Origin of the sequence: Hymenobacter polaris (assembly GCF_012927305.1) — a bacterium.
In the GTDB taxonomy this organism is placed as follows: domain Bacteria; phylum Bacteroidota; class Bacteroidia; order Cytophagales; family Hymenobacteraceae; genus Hymenobacter; species Hymenobacter polaris.
In genome coordinates this window covers 1681585-1701966 of the sequence record NZ_JABBGH010000001.1, presented here as the reverse complement: position 1 = coordinate 1701966, position 20382 = coordinate 1681585, and the positions used below count along the sequence as shown (strand labels likewise).

Annotated in this window: 21 protein-coding genes; 12 read left to right on the top strand and 9 right to left on the bottom strand. The window is 64.8% G+C overall.

Annotation, left to right across the window (positions count from 1 at the left end):
- Positions 1 to 14: 14 nt before the first annotated feature.
- The 4 genes from HHL22_RS07275 (at position 15) to HHL22_RS07260 (ending at position 4846) form a co-directional block, all read left to right on the top strand.
- The gene (locus HHL22_RS07275) at positions 15 to 809 is read left to right on the top strand and encodes a TIGR02757 family protein (protein WP_317172635.1); all 795 of its coding nucleotides are present in this window, start codon (positions 15 to 17) and stop codon (positions 807 to 809) included.
- Positions 810 to 811: 2 nt separating this feature from the next.
- The gene (locus HHL22_RS07270) at positions 812 to 1525 is read left to right on the top strand and encodes a hypothetical protein (protein WP_169530266.1); all 714 of its coding nucleotides are present in this window, start codon (positions 812 to 814) and stop codon (positions 1523 to 1525) included.
- A 208-nt stretch (positions 1526 to 1733) separates the two neighbouring features.
- On the top strand, positions 1734 to 2333 hold the full coding sequence (locus tag HHL22_RS07265; RefSeq protein ID WP_169530265.1) for a hypothetical protein: 600 nt from the start codon (positions 1734 to 1736) through the stop codon (positions 2331 to 2333).
- A gap of 80 nt (positions 2334 to 2413) precedes the next feature.
- A complete protein-coding gene (locus HHL22_RS07260) occupies positions 2414 to 4846 on the top strand; it encodes an endonuclease MutS2 (RefSeq protein ID WP_169530264.1) in 2433 nt (810 codons plus the stop codon).
- A 571-nt stretch (positions 4847 to 5417) separates the two neighbouring features.
- Here the strand turns inward: HHL22_RS07260 and HHL22_RS07255 are convergent.
- Positions 5418 to 6827 (bottom strand): dicarboxylate/amino acid:cation symporter, encoded by a 1410-nt coding sequence (locus HHL22_RS07255; RefSeq protein ID WP_169530263.1) that lies wholly within the window; start codon positions 6825 to 6827, stop codon positions 5418 to 5420.
- A 185-nt stretch (positions 6828 to 7012) separates the two neighbouring features.
- Here HHL22_RS07255 and HHL22_RS07250 point away from each other — a divergent pair, with 185 nt between their 5' ends.
- On the top strand, positions 7013 to 8032 hold the full coding sequence (locus HHL22_RS07250) for an enolase C-terminal domain-like protein (protein ID WP_169530262.1): 1020 nt from the start codon (positions 7013 to 7015) through the stop codon (positions 8030 to 8032).
- Between the two features lie 30 nt (positions 8033 to 8062).
- On the opposite strand, the gene HHL22_RS07245 is transcribed toward HHL22_RS07250, so the two are convergent.
- A complete protein-coding gene (locus HHL22_RS07245) occupies positions 8063 to 8656 on the bottom strand; it encodes a DUF6799 domain-containing protein (protein WP_169530261.1) in 594 nt (197 codons plus the stop codon).
- 161 nt (positions 8657 to 8817) lie between these two features.
- Between HHL22_RS07245 and HHL22_RS07240 the strand changes: the two genes are divergently transcribed.
- A complete protein-coding gene (locus HHL22_RS07240; RefSeq protein ID WP_169530260.1) occupies positions 8818 to 9273 on the top strand; it encodes a MarR family winged helix-turn-helix transcriptional regulator in 456 nt (151 codons plus the stop codon).
- 57 nt (positions 9274 to 9330) lie between these two features.
- Positions 9331 to 9975 carry a YceI family protein gene (locus HHL22_RS07235; protein WP_169530259.1) on the top strand — a complete coding sequence of 215 codons (645 nt, stop codon included), beginning with the start codon at positions 9331 to 9333 and terminating at the stop codon, positions 9973 to 9975.
- A 75-nt stretch (positions 9976 to 10050) separates the two neighbouring features.
- Here HHL22_RS07235 and lpdA read toward each other — a convergent pair whose 3' ends face one another.
- Complete coding sequence (gene lpdA, locus HHL22_RS07230; RefSeq protein ID WP_169530258.1) at positions 10051 to 11445, bottom strand: dihydrolipoyl dehydrogenase; 1395 nt, start codon at positions 11443 to 11445, stop codon at positions 10051 to 10053.
- 188 nt (positions 11446 to 11633) lie between these two features.
- On the opposite strand from lpdA, the gene HHL22_RS07225 reads away from it, so the two are divergent.
- Positions 11634 to 12497: a tetratricopeptide repeat protein gene (locus HHL22_RS07225; RefSeq protein ID WP_169530257.1), complete on the top strand. Its 864-nt coding sequence runs from the start codon at positions 11634 to 11636 to the stop codon at positions 12495 to 12497.
- Positions 12498 to 12638: 141 nt separating this feature from the next.
- On the opposite strand, the gene HHL22_RS07220 is transcribed toward HHL22_RS07225, so the two are convergent.
- Together HHL22_RS07220 and HHL22_RS07215 are read right to left on the bottom strand one after the other, a co-directional pair.
- Positions 12639 to 13193, bottom strand: coding sequence for a YfiT family bacillithiol transferase (locus HHL22_RS07220; RefSeq protein ID WP_169530256.1), 555 nt, complete (start codon positions 13191 to 13193; stop codon positions 12639 to 12641).
- A 57-nt stretch (positions 13194 to 13250) separates the two neighbouring features.
- On the bottom strand, positions 13251 to 13781 hold the full coding sequence (locus tag HHL22_RS07215) for a YfiT family bacillithiol transferase (protein WP_169530255.1): 531 nt from the start codon (positions 13779 to 13781) through the stop codon (positions 13251 to 13253).
- Between HHL22_RS07215 and HHL22_RS07210 the strand changes: the two genes are divergently transcribed.
- Positions 13782 to 14309, top strand: coding sequence for a DUF6678 family protein (locus HHL22_RS07210; protein WP_169530254.1), 528 nt, complete (start codon positions 13782 to 13784; stop codon positions 14307 to 14309).
- A 1-nt stretch (position 14310) separates the two neighbouring features.
- Here the strand turns inward: HHL22_RS07210 and HHL22_RS07205 are convergent, their stop codons facing one another.
- Positions 14311 to 15675, bottom strand: coding sequence for a YfcC family protein (locus HHL22_RS07205; protein WP_169530253.1), 1365 nt, complete (start codon positions 15673 to 15675; stop codon positions 14311 to 14313).
- A gap of 63 nt (positions 15676 to 15738) precedes the next feature.
- Here HHL22_RS07205 and HHL22_RS07200 point away from each other — a divergent pair, with 63 nt between their 5' ends.
- Positions 15739 to 15993 carry a hypothetical protein gene (locus tag HHL22_RS07200; RefSeq protein ID WP_169530252.1) on the top strand — a complete coding sequence of 85 codons (255 nt, stop codon included), beginning with the start codon at positions 15739 to 15741 and terminating at the stop codon, positions 15991 to 15993.
- Between the two features lie 157 nt (positions 15994 to 16150).
- On the opposite strand, the gene HHL22_RS07195 is transcribed toward HHL22_RS07200, so the two are convergent.
- The 3 genes from HHL22_RS07195 to HHL22_RS07185 all read right to left on the bottom strand — a co-directional run bounded on the left by HHL22_RS07195 (position 16151) and on the right by HHL22_RS07185 (position 18390).
- Complete coding sequence (locus HHL22_RS07195; protein WP_169530251.1) at positions 16151 to 16588, bottom strand: hypothetical protein; 438 nt, start codon at positions 16586 to 16588, stop codon at positions 16151 to 16153.
- Positions 16589 to 16685: 97 nt separating this feature from the next.
- Positions 16686 to 17036, bottom strand: a complete 351-nt coding sequence (locus tag HHL22_RS07190; RefSeq protein WP_169530250.1) for a hypothetical protein — start codon at positions 17034 to 17036, stop codon at positions 16686 to 16688.
- A gap of 49 nt (positions 17037 to 17085) precedes the next feature.
- Positions 17086 to 18390, bottom strand: a complete 1305-nt coding sequence (locus tag HHL22_RS07185) for a PAS domain-containing protein (protein WP_169530249.1) — start codon at positions 18388 to 18390, stop codon at positions 17086 to 17088.
- 318 nt (positions 18391 to 18708) lie between these two features.
- Here HHL22_RS07185 and HHL22_RS24350 point away from each other — a divergent pair, with 318 nt between their 5' ends.
- A complete protein-coding gene (locus tag HHL22_RS24350; protein WP_169530248.1) occupies positions 18709 to 19824 on the top strand; it encodes a sensor histidine kinase in 1116 nt (371 codons plus the stop codon).
- Between the two features lie 27 nt (positions 19825 to 19851).
- Entirely contained in the window at positions 19852 to 20364 is a 513-nt protein-coding gene (locus HHL22_RS07175; protein ID WP_169530247.1) for a hypothetical protein, read from the top strand.
- Positions 20365 to 20382 lie beyond the last annotated feature (18 nt).

Sequence of the window (20382 nt, the reverse complement as noted above, 5' to 3'; positions counted from 1 at the left end):
TTTTCGTTTGCTTCGTGTCTGTTACCTCGCCGGCCGCCGGCCCCCTTCCGCTCACTGCCCCTCGGGTGGCCGCCCTGCGCCAGCTGCTCGACGAGCGCGTGGCGCGCTACAACCAGCCCGCCTTTTTGGCTAAAGACCCCATCAGCATTCCGCACCAGTTTTCGCGGCGGCAGGATGTGGAAATCAGCGCCCTGTTTGCGGCGCTGCTGGCCTGGGGGCAGCGCCCCACCATCCTCAAGAAAACGGCCGAGCTGATGCGCCGCCTGGACGACGCGCCCTACCAGTTTGTGACGCAGCACCAGGACGAGGACCTGAAGCAGCTGCTCGGCTTCTGCCACCGCACCTTCTGCGACACCGACCTGCTATACTTCGTGCATTGGCTGCGCTGGTTTTATGGCCGCCACGATACGCTGGAAGACGCCTTTTTGCTGGGCGACACCATGCGCGAGCGGCTGGTGAACTTCCACAACCTGTTCTTCAGCCTGCCCGAGGCGCCCGCCCGCACCCGCAAGCACGTGGCCACGCCGGCCCGCAACTCGGCCTGCAAGCGCCTGAATATGTACCTGCGCTGGCTGGTGCGCCGCGACGGCCAGGGCGTCGATTTCGGCCTCTGGACGCGCCTCTCGCCCGCCGAGCTTATCTGCCCCATTGATGTGCACGTTGAGCGCCAGGCCCGCCTCCTAGGCCTGCTGCGGCGCGACAAGGTAGACTGGCAAGCCGCCGAGGAGCTAACCGCCAATCTGCGCCTGCTTGACCCTAACGACCCCGTGAAGTACGACTTCGCGCTCTTTGGCGAAGGCGTTGGCTGACCATGAAGACCCTTTCCGCTGCCATTTCCTCGCCACCTGGGCCACTCAGCAGCCAGGTGGTGACTGACCCGCTGGCAACCCAGGTGCTTGGGGCCAGCCTGTTTGGCGCCGGCCTGCTTGGCCTGCTAGGGGGTGGGCTGTGGGGCTGGTACGTGGGCTGGTGGCCGGGGGGCGCCCTAGGGCTGGTGCTAGGCGCCGGACTGCTGGCCGGCGCTTGGCTACTCGCGCAGCGTACTTACTATCCTTTGCGCCTGACCTTGACGGCCAAGGAGTTGCAGCTGGCACCCATGGGGCGTAGCGTAAGCCAGGGAGTGCCACCTGAAACTATTCCGCTAACTGAAATCCGGGCGTACTCGCACTGGCTGAGCCAGGGCCGGGTATTGGCGCAGTACTACCTGCGGCTGGAACTGGCCGGCGGGCGCGTGCTGCGGCTGGCCGACCGTCCCGGCGCCCTGCCCGACGACCCACCGGGCACTGTACTACTCGAGCCGTTAGTACAGGCGCTGGCGCAACGCCTGCCGGCCACTGCGGTAGTGCGCCCGCCGTTTTACCAGTCGGCAGCGGCGCGGCGGCTGGCAGTGGGGGCCTGGGTAGCAGTGGGTGTAAGTGGCTGGCTGGCAGTACGCGTAAGCGGGCCGGCTGCCTTTGCGGTGGTGCTGGTGGCTGGCAGCTACCTGGCAGTGTATTACCAGCGCCGCCGCGCTGCCGCGCGCTAACCAGCCGCCAGGCTTGGCCGTAGAGCCAGCTATGGAAAACTCTAAAGGTCCTGAGTTGCCCGCCTGGGTGTTTCTAGCGTTGCGCCTGGGCGCCTTCGTAGCCGTGGCGGTAGTGGCGGCGCTGGTATGGCGCTGTAACGGGTGAGGGATGGCGGGCGATGAAGCGGGCGCTATGAGATTTGACCTGCGGCTTACTAACCCCCGCCGATTGCGGTGGCTGCTGTGGGGGTGGGCCGCCGTTTTGCCGCTTACCCTGCTGCTCCCCCCGCTGCACCTAGGCTGGCTACTGCCGGTATATTACCTAGCCGTTTTTGGGCCGCTGGTGTTTTACAGCGCATTGCTGCGGCAACCGGCTTGGGTGCAGGTAGACCCCGACTGCATTACCTGGGCCAATCCGGCTGATGGCCCAGTGGTAGGCTACCAGTTTGCCGACCTGCGGGCCTACCGCTTCGAGTGGACCAAAAACGACAATAAACTGCTGCTTTACCCCAGGGAAGGGGCGAAAATCGTGCTGAGCGGTCGATTTCACAAAGAGTTCTGGACGATGGAAGAAGCATTTAAGCAAGCCATTCGGCGCTACAATCAGGCCCACCCCGGCGCCGAGATAGCGCAGGAGCCAGATGCCTTGGAGAAGTATTTTACCAGTCCGCTCGCTACTAAGGTGCTGTGGGCGCTGCTGGCCCTAGGGGCAGCCGCGGTGGCGTGGGGCATCAGCCACGATGCGCCGGGCCCGGCCTACTTACCGCTGCTGCTCATTGGCCTGCCGTACCTGCTGGTGTGGGCCAACTTTTACTACGAGCGGCCCTAGGCTTCTAGCGGCGAATTTTCCGCCCCTGCCCGGTGTTCTACCTTTGTAAGTAACTACCAGAACTCCCGCTTCTTTCCGACTTGCTAGTACCCCAAAATTTTGAGGCCAAAATCGGCTTCACCCCGTTGCGCGACCTGCTGGAGCAGCTCTGCCTTTCGGCCCTCGGGCGGCAGTACGTGGCCCGGATGCAGTTCCTGACCAACCCCGACTTCCTGCGCAAGCAGCTCGAGCAGACCGACGAGTTTGCCCAGATTCTGAACGCCGGGGCTGAGTTTCCGCAGGCCCACTACCACGACGTGACTGCCGCCCTCACGCGCGCGGCCCTGCCTGGTGCCTATCTCGACGTGGCCTCGTTCTACGAGGTGAAGATGAGCTTGCGCACTATCCGCGAGGCGCTTACCTTTTTCAGCCAGGCCGCCGAAGGGCTCTACCCCAACCTGCGCCTGCTGGGCATCGGCATCCAGGCCGACCGCAACCTGCTGGCGGCGCTCGACAAAGTGGTGGACGACGAAGGCCAGGTGCGCGACGATGCCTCGCCGCTGCTGCGCCAGATTCGGCAGGAGCTGATTGCCCGGCAGGGGCAGCTGCGGCGGCAGCTGGCCACGGTGCTGCGCCACGCCAAAAGCGAGGGCTGGATTCCCAGCGACTCGGAGCCGACCATCCGGGGTGGGCGCCTGGTGCTGCCCGTCATTGCCGAGCACAAGCGCCGGGTGCGCGGCCTGATTCACGACGAAAGCGCCTCGGGCCAAACCGTGTACATCGAGCCCACGGAGGTGTTTGAGTTGAACAACGACATCAAGGACTTGGAAAACGCCTACCAGCGCGAGCTGATTCGCATCCTCACCAGCCTCACCGACCAGCTGCGCCCCCACCTGCCCGACCTCAAGAAAGCCTACAACTACCTGGGCCGCCTTGACTTCGTGCGCGCCAAGGCCCGGCTGGCCCGCGAGCTGGACGCCCAGCTACCTGAGCTGAGCGCCAAGCCGCTAGTGCGCTGGCGCGGCGTGCGCCACCCGGTACTGGCCCTCACCTTCCGCGACCACAACAAAACCGCCGCCGAAGCCGAGAAGCGCCAGGTGGTGCCGCTCGACGTGGAGCTGACGCCCGAGCAGCGCATCCTGGTCATTTCGGGCCCCAACGCGGGCGGTAAGTCGGTGGCCCTCAAGACAGTAGGCCTGGTGCAGTACATGCTGCAGTGCGGCCTGCTCATTCCCTGCGACGACTACTCAGAGGCCGGTATGTTCGAGGACATCCTGCTAGATATCGGCGACGAGCAGAGCCTGGAAAACGACCTGAGCACCTACTCCTCGCACCTGCTGGCCATGAAGCAGTTTGTGACCCTGGCCAATAAGAAAAGCCTGGTGCTGATTGACGAGTTTGGCACCGGCACCGAGCCGACCCTAGGGGGCGCCATTGCCGAAGCCGTGCTGGAAACCCTGAACCGCGAGCGGGCATTTGGGGTCATTACCACGCACTACACTAACCTCAAGAACTTTGCCGAGCGCACCGAGGGCCTCGTGAACGGCGCCATGCGCTACGACCCCGAGCGCCTGCAGCCCCTCTACCGCCTCGAAACCGGCAAGCCGGGCAGCAGTTTCGCCATCGAAATTGCCCGCAAGATTGGGCTGCCCAAGGGCATCGTGGAGCGCGCCTCGCAGCTAGTGGGCAAGGATAAAATCCGCTACGACCAGCTGCTCGAAGGCCTCGAAAAGGACAAGACCGAGCTGGAAGCCAAGCTGCGCGAAACCGAGCGGCTGCAAAACGGCCTGCGCAAGTTCACCCAGGAATACCTGGATTTGAAGAAGCATCTGGAGGACAGCCGCCTGGAGCGCCTGCGCGCCGCTAAGCAAGAGGCCCAGAAGCTACTGCGCGATACCAACCAACAAATCGAGGCCACCATCAGCGAGATTCGCCGCTCGCAGGCCGACAAGGAAACCACCAAGCAGGCCCGCGAGAAGCTCGACACCTTCGTGCGTGAAAAGCTGCAGGTAGAGCCCCCTAGGGCCCGCCCCAGCCGCGAGCTGGCCGAGCCCGGCACCCTGGCCGCCGGCGACCGCGTAGCCATCTTGGGCCAGGAGGGCCACGGCGAGGTCGTGAGCGTGAAGGGCAAAACGGCCGAGGTGCTCTTTGGCGGCCTCAAGACACTGGTGAAAGTCAGCCAGCTCGAAAAGCTGAGCCGCGCCGAAGCCCGCGAGCGCGAAGCCGCCCTGCGCAAAACCGCCGCCGCCAACTCCGGCCCCACCCTCGACGTGACCGGCCGCATGGCCGCCTTCAACCCCACGCTCGACCTGCGCGGCGAGCGCGCCGAAGACGCCCTCACCAAGCTTATGGGCTTCGTGGACGACGCCACCATGCTCGGCATCCCGGAGATGCGCATCCTGCACGGGCGCGGCAACGGCGTGCTGCGCCAGGTGGTGCGCGACTACCTGCGCCAAACCCGCCAGGTAGCTAGCCTGGGCGACGAGCACGCCGACCGCGGCGGCGACGGTGTGACCCTGGCCGTGCTGAAGTAGCCTTAGGGTATTCCGAAGAAGCAAAGCCCGCTAGCTCTAGAGCTAGCGGGCTTTATCATTTTGGCGGCGCTGGGCCGGGGGTGAGGCACTACGTCGGCTATTCTCGCGAAGCTTTCGGCTCTCTTGCCCATGATAACCAGAGTATTGCTGCTTGCGCTAGGCCTTAGTGCCCTAAGAACTCGGACTCAATCTTCACCAGGCGCCACCATTCAGCAAATCGGCCAGGCCGACCGCTCGGGCACCGGGTTTACCTTAATGCCGACGGGCTTCCAACAGGCCGCGGCGTGTGCTGCGCCAGGGGCTATGCAGGCGACTATTGCCGCCTAGGGCTGGGTGGTGGATTCGGGCAGTGGAAAGCGGCGCCAGCGGGTAAGCGGGCCGGTGGCCGGGGGGCTCGATGCGCCGTCACCGACTGGGGGAGCAAAGCCGCCGCGAAAGACTGAACCATTGCGACTACCACGTCCCCTAGCTTAAAAACGACCCTAGGTGCTGGCTACGTAGGCAAACGTCCTGCGCTGCTAGCGGGCGCCAGTCGGGCAGGGCGTTCAGTAGGGCTGTAGGTGCCCCCGCGCTAGTGCAGAACCGGGGCGGGCTCGGGCGCCAGCAGGTCGGGGGCGGGCACGTAGTTGTCCACAAACTCGCCCTCCCAGCGCGCTACCACGGCCGAGGCTAGGCAGTTGCCGAGCACGTTGACGGCGGTGCGGGCCATGTCCATGAGCGCGTCGATGCCCAGGATGATGAACACGGGCCAATCGGGCAGGTTGAACGAGGCCACGGTGGCCAGTAAAATTACCAGCGAGGCCCTGGGCACGCCCGCCACACCCTTGCTGGTGAGCATGAGGGTGAATACCATGAGCAATTGCTGCCCAAAGGTGAGGGGCACGCCCGCCGCCTGGGCCACGAAGATGGCCGCCAGCGAGAGGTAGAGCGTGGTGCCGTCGAGGTTGAAGGAGTAGCCGGTGGGCATCACGAACGCCACCACCCGGCGCGGCACGCCGATGCCCTCCATGGCTTCCATGGCGCGGGGTAGGGCCGCTTCGCTGCTGGTGGTGGCGAAGGCGATGCTCACGGGCTCGGCCACGGCCGCGATGAAGCGCCGCAGCGGCAGCCGGGCAAGGAGAGCTACCGGCAAGAGCACCAAGAAGATGAAGGCGATGAGAGCCCCGTAGAGCGTGAGCAGCAGCTTGAAGGCATTGAGCAGCGGCGCCAGCCCGAGCTTGCCCACGGTGTAGGCCAGCGCCCCACCCACCCCGAGGGGCGCGAAGTACATGACCACGTTGGTGAACTTGAACATCACCTCGCTCAGGCTTTCGCAGAAGCCCAGCATGCGCTGGCGCGGGCCGGCCGGCGTGAGGGCCAGGCCAATGGCGAAGATGATGGCGAAGATAACCACTTGCAGCACCTGCCCCTCGGCCACCGACTTGGCAATGTTTTCGGGGAAGATGTGCAGGATGATGTCGGCGGCCGTTTGCTTGGGGGCGGCGGCTAGCACATCGGCGCCGGCCTCGGTGGCGGGGCGCTGCACGCCGGCGCCGGCCTGGGTGAGGTTGATGGCTCCTAGGCCGATAAAGAGGGCAAATGTGGTGATTACCTCGAAGTAAACCAACGCTTTAATACCCATGCGTCCCACCTGCTTCAGGTCGGCGTGGCCAGCGATGCCCACCACCAGCGTGGCAAAAACGAGCGGCGCGATAATGGTTTTGACCAGGCGCAGGAAGATGTCGCTCAGTACTTTGAGGGGCAGCGCCACGCCGGGCGCGTCGTGGCCCAGCTCGATGCCTACCAACATGCTCAGGGCAATCCAGAGGGTGAGCGAGCGGCGCTGGGCCACGGCCAGCGCCAGCGCCCCCAGGGCCAGCCAGCGCGCCGCGGCCCCCACGGCGGGCGGCAGGGACAGGTAGCCGTAGGCGATAAGGACCGTCAGTAGCAGGGCCACCAGGAGGAGCCCGGCCGCTGCTCCGAGCAAGCGCGGAAATTTCATGCCAGCAAAAATCAAAAACGAAAAGCGAATTAGGGTGTAAAGTAACGCCACGGCGGCCCGACCCGGCGGCGAGGCCCTAGGCCCGGCCCGGCTGCCAAGGCCAGCGGCGCGGCGCTGGCGGCGCCCAACCGGCCGCTGAGTTTCGAGCAGCCTTGCCTACCCCAGCTACCCGCCATCTTTGCGCCATGCCTACCGCCTGGACCCTGACCGCCCTGGAGCTGCCGCTGCGCTACGTTTGGAAAATCTCGCGCAATGCCTCGACCACCAAAACTAACCTGGTGCTGAGCGCCACCCAGGCCGGCACCACTGGCCGCGGCGAGGCAGCCCCCAACGTGCGCTACGGCGAGTCGCCCGAGCTGCTGCAAAGCCAGTTTGCCAGTTTGCTGGCCCTAGGGCTGGCGGCGGTCGATACGCTGCCCGACCTGGCGGCGCTGCTGGCCGCGCAGCCGGTGGCCCACGCGCTAGCCTTCGCCCTCGAAAGTGCCCTCACCCATTGCCTGGCCGCCCGCGCCGGGCAGCCGGTGTGGCAATTTTTGGGGGTGCCGCGGCCGGCCCCGCGGGTACCCACGGCCCTCACGCTGCCCATTATGGCGCCCGGCGAGGTGGCCGGCTGGCTGCAGGCGCAAGGCGCCGAGCGCTTTAAGCTCTTGAAAGTGAAGGTGAACCAAGCTGAGGGGCTGGAGCTGCTGCGTGCCGTGGCCGCCGCCGCCCCCGGCCGGCCGCTGCTGGTAGACGGCAACGAAGCCTGGCGCGATGCCGACAGCCTGCTGCAGTTTCTGGAAGCAGCCGCCGCCGTGCCGGGCTTGGCCATGCGCTACCTCGAGCAGCCGCTGCCCGCCGCCCTGGCCGCCGACTACCGCTACCTGCGCCCTAGGGTGACGGTGCCGCTGCTAGCCGACGAGTCGGTGACCGATGAAGCCGATTTTGCCGACATTGCCCGGCAGTTTCACGGCGTGAATATGAAGCTGATGAAGGCTGGCGGTTACAGGCGCGGCATTGAGCTGCTGCGAGCAACCCGCGCCCACGGCCTGGTGCCCATGATTGGCTGCATGGTCGAAACCTCGCTTGGCATCTGGTCGGCGCTGCAGGTGAGCGCCTTGGCCGACCTGCACGACCTCGACGGCATCCTCATTATCCGCGACGAACCATTTGGCCTGGTGCGCGAGGAAGCTGGCGACTTAGTTGAGTTAGAAGTTAAAAGTTAGGAATTACCCATTTGAGCAACTCCCAACCCCCTAGGGTTTCTTCATCGAGCTTAGCCGCGCGTCAATGGTTTGCAGTTGCTTGTCGACGGCGCTGGTGCTGGGGGCGTTGGGGTGAGTTTGCTGGAGCAAGGTGATTTTGCGGTTGAGCAGCTCAATCTTTTGCTGCAGCAGCACTTCCCGCACGGCCGCCGAGTCGGCATTGACGCCGGGCACGGCAGCGGGGGCGATGACCGTGCCTACGTGCACGTACTGGTCGTACTTGGCGTTGGCCGCCACGGCATAGTCGCCGCGGGCGGCGGCGGCGCTGGCGGGCGTGGCAAATACGAGGCCCCCCTCGGCATTGAGGTAGTCGCCCTCGTGCAGGCTGGTAATCTTGCCGCTCGGAAACTCCACGATGCCGCTTTTCACGTTCACCTTGGTGCCGTTGGGCAGGCGAATGTTGCGCACCAGCGGGGTTGCCTGGCTGCCAATGCGCTCATACACTACCCCGTTGCGAAATACATATTGCGTGTTGCGGGTAGGCTTGACGGGCAGGCCCCCCGAGGGCTGGGCCGCGCCCACGTGTGGCAGGGCCATAAAAGCTAGCCCTAGGGCCGCAGAACCCAAAAACGAGAAGAAACGCATAAGAATAGAGCGGGTGTAAGAAAGAGGTGCGAAGTGCAAAGCAAGGGGCAGCTAAACGGTTTTCGAGCCGGCCGTCGGAAAAAAGGCGAATTATTTTGGAACTAACAGTAGGTATTTGATGTAGGTACATTAAATTTGCACCCGAAAACAACCCTGCTCCAGTGCGCCTCGAAGACGAAATTAAGCAGGCTACCTTCCAAAGTGAAGGGCAAAAAGCCCACCTCAACATTGTATTTACGGCCGGGTGGCTGCAACAGCGCCAAGCGGCCGTTTTTCGGCCCCTAGGCCTTACGCTGCCGCAATTTAACGTGTTGCGCATTTTGCGTGGGCAGCACCCCAAGCCCGCTACCGTGGCCCTGCTCATCGACCGGATGCTGGATAAAACCAGCAATGCCTCGCGCATCGTCGACAAGCTGGAGGAAAAGCGGCTGGTGACGCGCACCGTGTGCCCCGCCAATCGGCGCGCCGTCGATATCCGCATCACCGAAGCCGGGCTGCGCCTGCTGCAGCAGATAGATGCCGAGGGCCTGGTAGACCCCCTGCGCAACGGCTTCGAAGCCTTGACCGACGCGGAGCTGAAAACCCTGAATACCCTGCTCGATAAAATTCGGGCCTAGTACTTGCTTAGCGAGTTAGCTATCCTTCCACCTCCCTTTTTTCTCCCCTCTTTTCGAATGAAAAAGATTTTGCTGCCCGCCCTGTTGGGCGTAGCCCTGCTGGCTGCTCCGGCCGCCTTCGCCCAAAAGGCCATGAAAACCTCGGCTTCGGCCGCCGTCGCTACCTATAAGCTGCAGCCGCAGCTCAGCACCCTGGGTTGGGAAGGCAAAGCCGTGACGCACGGCCACAACGGCACCATGCAGTTTACGGGCGGCGACCTGGAAGTGCGGGGCAATATGGTAGTGGGCGGCATGGCAACGGTAGATATGAAGTCGCTGAAAGCCACCGACATCACCGACTCAGGCAACCACGCCAAGTTTGTGGGCCACATGACGAGCGACGACTTCTTCGGCGCCGAGAAGTTCCCGACTTCTACCTTCAAAATCACCAGCGTAACGCCCCTGGCCGGCGCGCCCGCCGACTCGAAAACCCCCAACGCCACCATCACCGGCGACATGACCATTAAGGGCGTAACCAACCGCATCAGCTTCCCGGCGGCCGTGGGCGTGAAGAACGGCGTGGCCTCGGCCTCGGGCAAAGTGACCATCGACCGCACCAAGTACGGCCTGAAGTACGGCTCGAAAACCTTCTTCGACAGCATCGGCGACAAGGCCATCTACGACGAGTTTACCCTCGACTTCAACGTAATTGCCAAGCAGTAGTCGCGGCTATAACGCACTTAAAAAAGCCCTGCTCGTAATCGAGCGGGGCTTTTTTGTGCGCAAGGCCCTAGGGCCCTACAAGTGGATTACCTCGTCGTAGGCGGCGGCGGTAGCCTCCATAATGGCCTCGCTCATGGTGGGGTGGGGGTGCACCGACTTGATGATTTCGTGGCCGGTGGTTTCGAGCTTGCGGGCTACTACCACCTCAGCAATCATCTCCGTCACGTTGGCCCCAATCATGTGGGCGCCCAGCCACTCGCCGTACTTTTTGTCGAAAATCACCTTCACGAAGCCGTCCTTCACGCCGGCGGCCGAGGCCTTGCCGCTGGCCGAGAACGGGAACTTACCCACCCGCACATCGTAGCCCTTGGCCTTAGCCTCAGCTTCGGTGAAGCCCACCGACGCGATTTCGGGCTGGGCGTAGGTGCAGCCGGGGATGTTGGTGTAGTTGAGCTTCTCGGGGTTGTGGCCGGTCAGCTTCTCCACGCAGATAATGCCCTCGGCCGAGGCCACGTGGGCCAGGGCCGGGCCCGGAATAATATCGCCGATGGCGTAGATGCCCGGCACGTTGGTTTGGTAGAAGTCATCCACCAGCACCCGGCCGCGCTCGGTCTTGATGCCCAGCTCCTCCAGGCCCAGGTTTTCGAGGTTGGTTTGCACGCCCACGGCGCTCAGCACCACGTCGCACTCGATTTTTTGCTCGCCCTTCTGGGTTTTCACCGTCACCACGCAGCCCGCGCCGCTGGTGTCCACCTGGGTTACTTCGGCCTGCGTCAAGATGTTGATGCCCATCTTTTTGTAGGACTTTTCCATCTGGCGCGACACCTCCTCGTCCTCCACCGGCACGATGCGGGGCAGGTACTCCACGATGGTCACTTCCGACCCTAAGGAGCGGTAGAAATAGGCAAACTCGACGCCGATGGCCCCCGAGCCCACCACCACCAGGCGCTTGGGCAGCGCGTCGGGGGTCATGGCCTTGCGGTAGCCGATAATTTTCTTATCGTCGATGGGCAGGTTGGGCAGCTGGCGGGCGCGGGCGCCGGTAGCCAGGATAATGCTCTTGGCCTCCACGGTTTCTTTGGTGCCGTCGGCCTTGGTTACTTCCACCTTGCCGGGGGCCAGCAGCTTACCTACGCCGCTCACTACCTCAATCTTGTTTTTCTTAAACAAAAACTGAATGCCCTTGCTCATGCCCTCGGCTACGCCGCGGCTGCGCTTAATCACGGCCGCGAAGTCGAAGCCCGGTTGGCCCGCGCTCAGGCCGTAGTCCTGCGCGTGCAGCAGGTATTCGTACACCTGGGCGCTCTTGAGCAGGGCTTTGGTGGGGATGCAGCCCCAGTTGAGGCAGATGCCCCCGAGCGACTCGCGCTCTACCACGCCCACTTTCAGCCCGAGCTGAGCGGCGCGAATAGCCGCCACGTAGCCGCCGGGGCCCGAGCCAATAACTACCAGGTCAAATTGCAATGCCATGAGGTTGTTTGAACAAAGAAAACGGTAAGAAAAACGGCGCCCGCCGGGGCGGGGCTGGCAAAGATAACCGCGCCGCTGCCCCTAGGGTTCGGCCCCGGCGCCGGGCGGGTGCCACCACGGACGGGCTTTTCCGTACAAGGCCCTGAAGCGCCGGCGCGTAGCCGGCCTACTTACTTATTTACTACCCTATGAAGTCCCTGTTATTCAATACGCTGCCGGTTGCCACCCTCGCCCTGCTGGTGGCTAGCGGCTGCGCCTCCACTACCGAAACCGACCGGCCCAACTCCATTAGCAGCCCCACGGCCATTGCCAATACCACGGCCCCCAGCACGCCCGACCCGGCCGCGCTGCCCGCCCCTGACCCGGCCGCCGCTGACGCCGGCGCCAGCGCCAGCACGGCCGCCATTCCGGCCGACGTGCTGGATGCGCCCGCGGCCGAGGCGGCCACCGCCACCCTCGACCCCAGCGCACCCTCGGCCAAGGAGGCGTCGGTGGCCCGCGCCGCCGAGCGCAAGATGACCGTTACGGACTACAAGTACCAGCTGGCCCGCGCCAACCTGGTGCTCAAAACCAAGCCCAAGGACGGCCGCGCGCTGTTTGAGCGGGCCAAGGCCAACTCCAACCTCAAGAACTACAAGGAAGCCAAGCCCGACTACGTAGCGGCCCTGCGCACCATGCGCGGCAACCCCGACGTGTACTACAACAAGGGGGTAAACGAGCTGATGCTGCGCGAATACAAGCCGGCCTCGACCGATTTTAGCGGAGCGGTGCGCCTGCGCCCCGACGACAAGGAAGCCTTCTTCGGTCGCGGCGTAGCCAAGATGCAGATGTACCAGTACAAGGCCGCCGTGGCCGATTTTACCCGCGCCCTGGCCATCGATTCGACCTACGCCGATGCTCTGGAGTACCGCGGCATCAGCTACGCCAGCTACGACCGCCCCAAGGAAGCCCGCCGCGACCTCGAAAAAGCCGTCAAACTGAACCCAAACGCCGAAAAAAGCCTGCGCCGCTACGGCAAAAACACTAGTATGGTGCGCAACGGCAATAAGTGAAATAGTAAATAGTGCTTAAAACAGGCGGCCATGCTGAGCCTGTCGAAGCATCTCTACCACTCCGTATTGTTTGGTAGAGATGCTTCGACAAGCTCAGCACAACCGCCTGTTTTAAGCACTATTTATCAGTTCATTACCTGACTATTTCACCGGCTCGTCCAGTAGCTCCAGGTGGCCTAGGTGGTGGCGGCCGTGCCAGGCGTACTGCACCAGCGCCTGCTCGAGGGTGAGGGTGGTGTGGTAGCGCGGGTGGTAGAAGGTGCGCTGCCACTGCGCCTCGCTGAGGTGTTGCAGCAGGATTACCCAGCGCTGGTGCAGGCTATCCAACAAGCTCAGGGACAAAGTGATGGGCGTAGCGACCACGTCGGGCAGCTCGGCCCAACCGGCCTCGTCGAAGGGGCGCACGGTGGGGTTGTCCTCCGTCAGGGCCAGGCGGAAGCGGCTGTAGAGCTGCGCGTGCGTATCGGCCAGGTGGTGAATAACCTGGCGCCCGGTCCAGCCGCCGGGGCGGTAGGGCAGCTGCAGGCGCTCGCCGCCCACGCGGCGCGCGGTGGCGGTTAGCTGCGCGGGTAGGTCGGCTAGCTGCTGGATGTAGGGGGCGCGCTCGGCGGCCGTGAGCGGGGCTGTAGGCAGCTGCGCGCGGCCAATGGGGAAGCGCACGGCTTCATCGGCGGCCAAAGGGCTAGGCGAGGTCATATAGTAGAAGGAAAGGGCGAAAACCTAATCCTAACCCGCAGCCGGCCCAATGGTTGCCTAGGCCCCTGCCAGCAGCCCCAGGTGGGCCAGGTGGTGGCGCCCGTGCCAGGCGTAGGTAGCCAGGGCCTGGTCGAGCGTGGTAGTCTGGCGATTGCCGGGGTGGTAAAACGTGCGCTGCCAGTCGGTGCTTGGCAGATGGTCGAGCAGCGCCACCCAGCGCTGGTGCAGGCTGGCCAGCAGCGCCAGCGACACCGCTACGGGCTCGGTTGCCACGTCGGGCAGCGCGGCCCAGGCGGCTTCGTCGTAGGGCTTGATGGTGGGGTTATCCTCCGTCAGGGCCAGGCGGAAGCGGCAGTAGGCGTTGAGGTGCGAGTCGGCCACGTGGTGAATAACCTGGTGGCCGGTCCAGCCGCCGGGGCGGTAGGGGTAGGCCAGGCTCTCGGGGCCCAGGCGCTGGGCCGCGGCCGCCAGCTGCGCGGGTAAGTCGGCCAACTGCTGCTGGTAGTCGGCTCGCTCGGCCGGAGTGAGGGGGCCGCGCAGCAAGGGCGCTGGGCCGATGGGATAGCGGAGGGCGTCAGAAGTAGGCATGTGGAAGAAGATTTGTTACTTGCTAAAAAAGGGAGCTATGGCCCATTTAGGCAGATGCATAAGAAGACTATTCAACCTGATGACAAGCAATTAGACAAGCTAATTGCGGCCAACTCACTGCTACCCTATATGAGTAATCGTAAGTGGGTAAAACTTCTGCACGCTTTAATTACGCACGCTGATGAAGTGCAGGAGTGTCGAGTAAAGCTGCTCTGGGAGGCGGAGGGCCAGATGCGTCATTTACTGTTCGACGAAAACACCTCCTTTGGGTTTGACTACTACCAAGAGGCAATGGAAGCTATGGTTTCAGGACCGCCTAGGGGTTGGTATGGATATCGAGAAATAGAATGGTTGGATTTTCCCCGCATAGCAACCCGCCGCGAAGGCCGGCCGCCAATGCCGATAACGCAAAATCTAAAGTTCATTCAGGCGGTAGTAAACCAGGTAGGAAAATTTCATATTGAGCTAGAAGATAATAATTTGCGAGTCTATTGTTACTTGAGAGCAGCTCGGGTTCAAGCTAATTAAGTTACACCCCCACCCAAATGCCCAGCAGCACCCCGGCGGCCCCTAGGGCCAGCAGCCCGGCGAAGAGCGGCCCGGCAAAGCGCAGCCACGCCTCGTAGCGCACGCCGCAGGCGGCCAGCATGGCCATGAGCGCGCCATTGGTGGGCGTCACCAAGTCGGTGAGGCCGGCGCCGTACTGGTAGGCCAGCACCGTTACCTGGCGCGAGAGGCCGATGAGGTCGGAGAGGGGCACCAGCAGCGGCATCGTCAGCACGGCCTGGCCGCTGACGCTGGGCACCGGCAGGTGCAGGGCCGCCTGGGCGCCCACCATGCCCAGGGCCGCCAGCGCCACCGGCAGGTGCCCGAGGGGCGCGGCCAGGCCCCGCACAATGGTATCGACGACGTGGCCCTGCTGGAGCACCACAAAAATGGCCCGCGCAAACCCGATGAGAATGGCCGAAAAGGCAATGTCGCGGAAGCCCGCCACGAAGCCTTCGGCGGTGCCCGCCAGCCCTAGGCCCCCCAGCAGCCCCGTCGCTAGCCCCAGCCCCAGAAATAGCGCCGCCATCTGCTCGAAGTCCCAGCCCAGGCGCACCACCCCGTAGGCGAAAAAGGTAAAGGCCGCCAGCAGGACTACCAGCACCAAGCCGTGGCGGCCGTTGCCTGCGGCCGGGGGCCCTAGGGTGTCCTGGGCGGCTGAGGCCACGGGCAGCAGCTCGGGCACCACGCGGTAGCGGCGGGCGTGGCGCACCGTGCCGCCCACCCACCACAGCAGCGCCAGCCCCAGAAATACCAGTCGGTAGCCCGCCCCCGACAGCAGCGGCAGCTGCGCCAGCTGCTGGGCAATGCCCACCTGAAAAGGATTGATGGGGCTAAAGGCCGCGCCCACCAGCGAGGCCCCCAAGCTGGCCGCCACCGCCGTGAGGACCGGGTAGCCCAGGCGCCGCATCAGCACCAGCAGCACCGGCACCAGGGCAATAATCTCTTCGCCCATATTCTCTAGGGCCCCCATGGTGGCAAAAAGCAAACTCACCAGCGGAATAACCGCCACCTCGCGCCCGTGGGCGTGGCGCAGCAGCCAATCGACGCCGAAGCGTAGGGCCCCGGTCTGGTCAACCACCGTGAAGGCGCCGCCGGCCAGAAATATCAGGAATACCACCGCGCCCGCGTCGGCCAGGCCCCTGGGCACGCTGAGCAGCGCCTGCCAGGCACCCACTGGCGCGGCTGCCACGCGGTGGTACGAGCCGGGCACCACCACCTCGCGCCCGGTGGCCGCGTTGGGGCGGCGGCTAAACTCGCCGGCGGGCAGCAGGTAGGTGAGCACCGCGGCCAGCAAAATGAAAAACGTGAGCAGCACCAGCGGGTGCGGAAAGCGGAGCCATTTCATGGCGCAAAGGTGCGCCGCCGGGCCGCCCTGGCATAATACCGGCCTCGGTTGTACCTTCGGGTAATGCCTAGCCCAAGCTTCGTTGCCTTCAAAAACCTGCACCAGCGCCACCAGCTGGCGCAGCTGGTGCAGCACGGCCGCCCCCTGGCCGAGCGCACCGAAGACAGCTTTCGCCTCAGCCTCTACGCCCTAGGCAGTTACTACGCCGAGGTGTGGCGCGGCGTCGGCGACGACCACGTGCTCTTTATTCACGCCTTCGACCACCCCCGCGGCCTTACCGACTACCTAGAGCAGATTTCGCTGAATTATGAGCTGTAAAGTAGCTGACTAAATGGCTAAAAACGAACGTCATGCTGAGCGCAGCTGAAGCATCTCTGCCGAACGTCGCCCGAACGACGCGGTAGAGATGCTTCGGCTGCGCTCAGCATGACGTTCGTTTATTATGCTGGCCTTTGCCTGGTTAACTCCCCCTGCCCTAGGGGCGGTCCACGTCGGTTAGTTCGCCGCGGCGGCGCATTATCTGCAAGTCGAGGCGGGTGATAACGAACGGCTCCTGGCTGTAGCGCGCGGCCTGGTTGAGCACCGCAATGGGCTTGCTGTCGGTGGTTTGGTACTCGTTGGCCACCAGCTCCACGCCGTTGCCGCCGGCCCGCAGCACCTTCAGCAGCGAGTAGGTGCCGCTGCGGCCCGCGTGCACGGTATAAATGTCGCCGGCGCGCGGGCTGCTGAGCAGGGCATCGTCGCGGTGGTGGTCGCGCAGGCCGTAGCCCACGGCCCCTAGGGCCACCAGCAGCAGCAAAGCCAGCACCGTCCGGGTTTGGGTGCGCGGGGGCAGCGGGGTTGCCGAAGCTCCCTCGGTATCATCTAAGGTGCGGGTAACCAGGCGCTTATCGCCGGAGCTGTCGGAAAGCATAGGTCAGAGCCAGTTAGGAGCCATTGTTCACTGCCTAAACATAGCTAGGTTCTGACTTATTTTCAATAAAATCGCTTAACAATACAATAAAATACCGCTAGCTGCTTTTCTCGATGGCCGTCAGCAGCCCGTCGATTTCAGTGGCGAGGCGCTCAATTTGCTCCAGGCCCTGACGGGCCTGGTCCATCTCGCCGCGCTGGTGCTGGCGCACCAAGGCCTGGCCGGTGTCGAGGGTTTGGCGTAGCAGGCGCTCGATGCTCGCTACCTCGGGGCGCGGGCCGTAGCTGGGCTTGAGGTAGGCGGCAACCCACTGGCTTAGGGGGTTCTCGCTAAGCACAAACAAGCTAGGCTCGGCCGCGCGCACCCCGTAGAGCACCGAGCGCAGGCGCGATTTAAAAAGGACCTGCTTAACGCGGGCTTGCTGAAAGTCGAGGGCGGTGAGCGCCATAGCCGGGCGTGCAGTCGAGGAGTAGAAAGGGAAAGGAGCGGGGCCGGGCTTAGCTGGCGGCCTCGGCGGCGGGGGGTAACAGCGCCTGCAGCTGCTGGCGGGCGCGTACCAGCTCGGTTACGTCCAGCGCGTAGCCCGTGACGCCGGCCGGCTGGCCATCCTCCTCAAAGCAATCGTAGAGCACGTTGAAAAAGTGCTCCTGCAGTTGTCCTTCGCGGTCGTAGAGGTAAAGGGGGCGCTCATAGCCGCGGTAGGGCTCCTTGGTTTGCAGCACCCTATCCAGCACGGCAATCAGGCCCTGGCTCACGGTTTCGGGGTAGACCTCGGCCACGGTGCGACCAATCACGGGCACACCCTGGGTAAAGGCCAGGAATTCTTCGTTGGCAAACTCGTAGCGGTGCTCGGGGCCGCGCACAATGCAGATGTGGGCGGGCGCGTGCAGCAGCAGGTTATAAAATAACTGGCGCTGCTGCTGCACCAGCTTAAAGTTCTGGTAGGCCTGGTCGGAAAGCACGGCTTGCTGCTCGTTGGCTTCCAGAATTTCCTCCACCAGCCGCTTCTGGTCATGAACGTCAACCACGCCGCCTACCCACATCGTAATCTCATCGGCGGCGCTGCGCTGGGGCGTGGCCCGGCTTAGCATCCAGCGGTACTGGCCATCGGCGCGGCGCAGGCGGTACTCTACTTGGTAGGGCGTGCCCTGGGCTATAGAAGCCTGCCACTGCTGGCGCACGTGGGCGCGGTCGTCGGGGTGCAGGCTCTCGAGCCAGCCTTCGTGCAGCTGGCTGCCCAGGGGCTGGCCCGTAAAAGCTAGCCAGCGGGCATTGAAGTAGTCGCGCTGGCCGCTGGCCGTGGCCGTCCACACCAGCACCGGCAGGCTTTCGAGAATGAAGCGGGTGCGCTGCTGCTCCTCGGCCAGGCGGCGCCGGGCCTCGTCGGCGGCCTGGCTGGCGCGCAGCTGGGCAGTCACGTCCTGGGTGCGCTGCAAAATGTAGCGCAGCTGGCCCTGCTCGTCGAGCACCGGGTAGTGGGTGGCTTGCCAGTACAGCTCCTCCAGCTGGCCGTCGGGCCCCACCAGGTCGTAGCGAATCAGGGGCATGGTGTGCGGCGTCAGGTGCTCGCGCACGTGCTGGTGCGACTTGCGAATTTCGGCGGCGCCGCTTTCGTCGGTGGCCGGGTAGGCCTCAAAAAAAGGCTTGCCCACCACCGAAGCGCGGCTTTTCAGCGACACCCCCACGTGGCTATCCGTATTGTCGAGGATGGTGGCGGCGGGGTCGGGGCCGATGAGCAGGAAATTTTCGGGCAGCGTACGGAAAAGGTGTTGGTAGTCAACGGGAAGCGCAAGGGAAGCCATTGGCACTGCAGTAGGTAGTAAAAGTAAAGGTAAGGAAGTGCGCATAGAGTAAGTAGGGTGCTGCGGGCGCCCCGTCGAGGTAGCCCGCCGTCCGCCCGCTTCAGCGGCCGCGGCCGACGCCTGGGCGCCCGCCGCCAACGCTTCGGCAACCCGCAGTTGGGGCCGGGGCCTAGGGGGCGCCACCTTTGAGTGGGATAACCCCCTAGGCCCCGGCCGCCGCGCCGGGCCGCGCCTTATTTTTAGCCTGCTGCCCAGCGGCCAGGGGCCCGCCTGATTTATGCTTTCTCCTCACTTTCGCTAGCCTAGCCCTTGCCTGCCGTGCCCGCCCTCGTTTCCGCTGCTACTTCGCCCCCGGCCTGCGCGCCGGCCGCCGAGGCCCGCCCGCCCCGCCCCAGCCAGGTGACGGTGTTTTGGCGGCAGGTGCGCTGGATAGTGCCGCTGAGCTTGCTGTTTGGGCTCACCAGCGCGCCGCGCCCCTGGCAGCACCCGGCCGCCTACGCCGTGTCCTGCGCCTACTCGCTGGCCTACTGCCTGGGGCTGTGGCTGGCCAATGGCTACACCACCGATGTGCTCAACCGCTTTGTGCGCTGGGAGCAGCGCCCGGTGCGGCGGCTGCTGCTCACGCTGAGCGTGTCGCTGGCGGCGTCGCTGGCGGTTATCGTGGCCGTTACCGAAGGGTTTTCGGTGCTGCTCTGGCACCGGCCCCTAGGCTACGCCCTGCGCCAAAACCTCACCGGGCAGCTGGCTTTTCCGCTCGTGGCGACCGTGGTGGTTTCGCTTTTTCTGCACTCGCGCTCGTTTTTGCTGGCCTGGCGCGAGGCCACCGTGCGGGCCGAGCGGCTCGAAAAAGAGTCGGCCGTGGCCCGGCTCGACTCGCTGCGCCGCCAGCTTGACCCGCACTTTCTGTTCAACTCGCTCAACGCCCTCACCAGCCTGGTGGAAGAGCCCGACCCCACCCGCGCCGTGCGCTTCATTCGCCAGCTGGGCAGCGTGTACCGCTACGTGCTCGATAGCCAAAGCCAGGAGCTGGTGCCGCTGGCCGAGGAGCTGGCCTTTGCCGAGGCCTACGTGTTTTTGCAGCAAACCCGCCTGGCCGACGCCCTGCAAGTGGAGTTTGTGGGCACCGGGCCGGCGGCCGCCACCAGCCACCTCTACCTGCCGCCGCTGGCCCTGCAGCTGCTGCTCGAAAACGCCCTCAAGCACAACACCGCCTACCAGGCCGACCCCCTGCGCCTGCGCGTGGCCGTGGATGCCGCCGCCGCCACCCTCACCGTGCGCAACACCCGGCGCCCCCGCCGCCTGGCCGCCACCGAAACCTCGGGCCGCGGTCTGGCCAATTTGCGCGCCCGCTACCATTTCCTCACCAGCCGGCCGGTGGTGGCCGGGCCGGTGGGCGCCGAGTTCGTGGTTACCTTGCCTTTGCTGGCGCTGTAGGCCCTAGGGCCCGGCGGGCGTTGCGAAGTGAAAAAAACCGTGTACCTGGACGTGCTCAAGCTGCTGCCCGCCGTGCTGGTGGCGGGCGCCATCTGGCTGTGGGTGCGCCAGGCGGCCACCCCCGATGCCTACCCGGCAGTGGCCGCCGCCCTGCGCCAGGCCCGCCCCGCCGATTTGCAAAGCATCACGGTGTACCCGCTGCTGCCCGGCCCGCTGGGCGGCGATGTGCGCCCGTTTCAGCTGCGCACGATGGCCGCGCTGGCGCCCCTGCTGCGGGCCCTGCAGCAGCTGCGCCCGGTGGCCATCAGCCAGGCAGCGCCCCAGCCGCTGCTAGAGGCTACCGTGGTGGTGCGGCTGCAGCCCGCGCTAGCCGCCGCCTGGCACCTGCACAGCCGCGACATCATCTGGCGGCTGGCCACGGTGGGGGCGCAGCCGGTGGCGCTGCGGGCCCACAGCTCGGTGGTGTGCCAAAGCGCCGCCCTCAGCCGGCAGGTGCGGCACCTGCGCGATAGCCTGGCTACTGGGCCCGCCAGGCCCTAGGCCGGCGGCCGTGGAGTG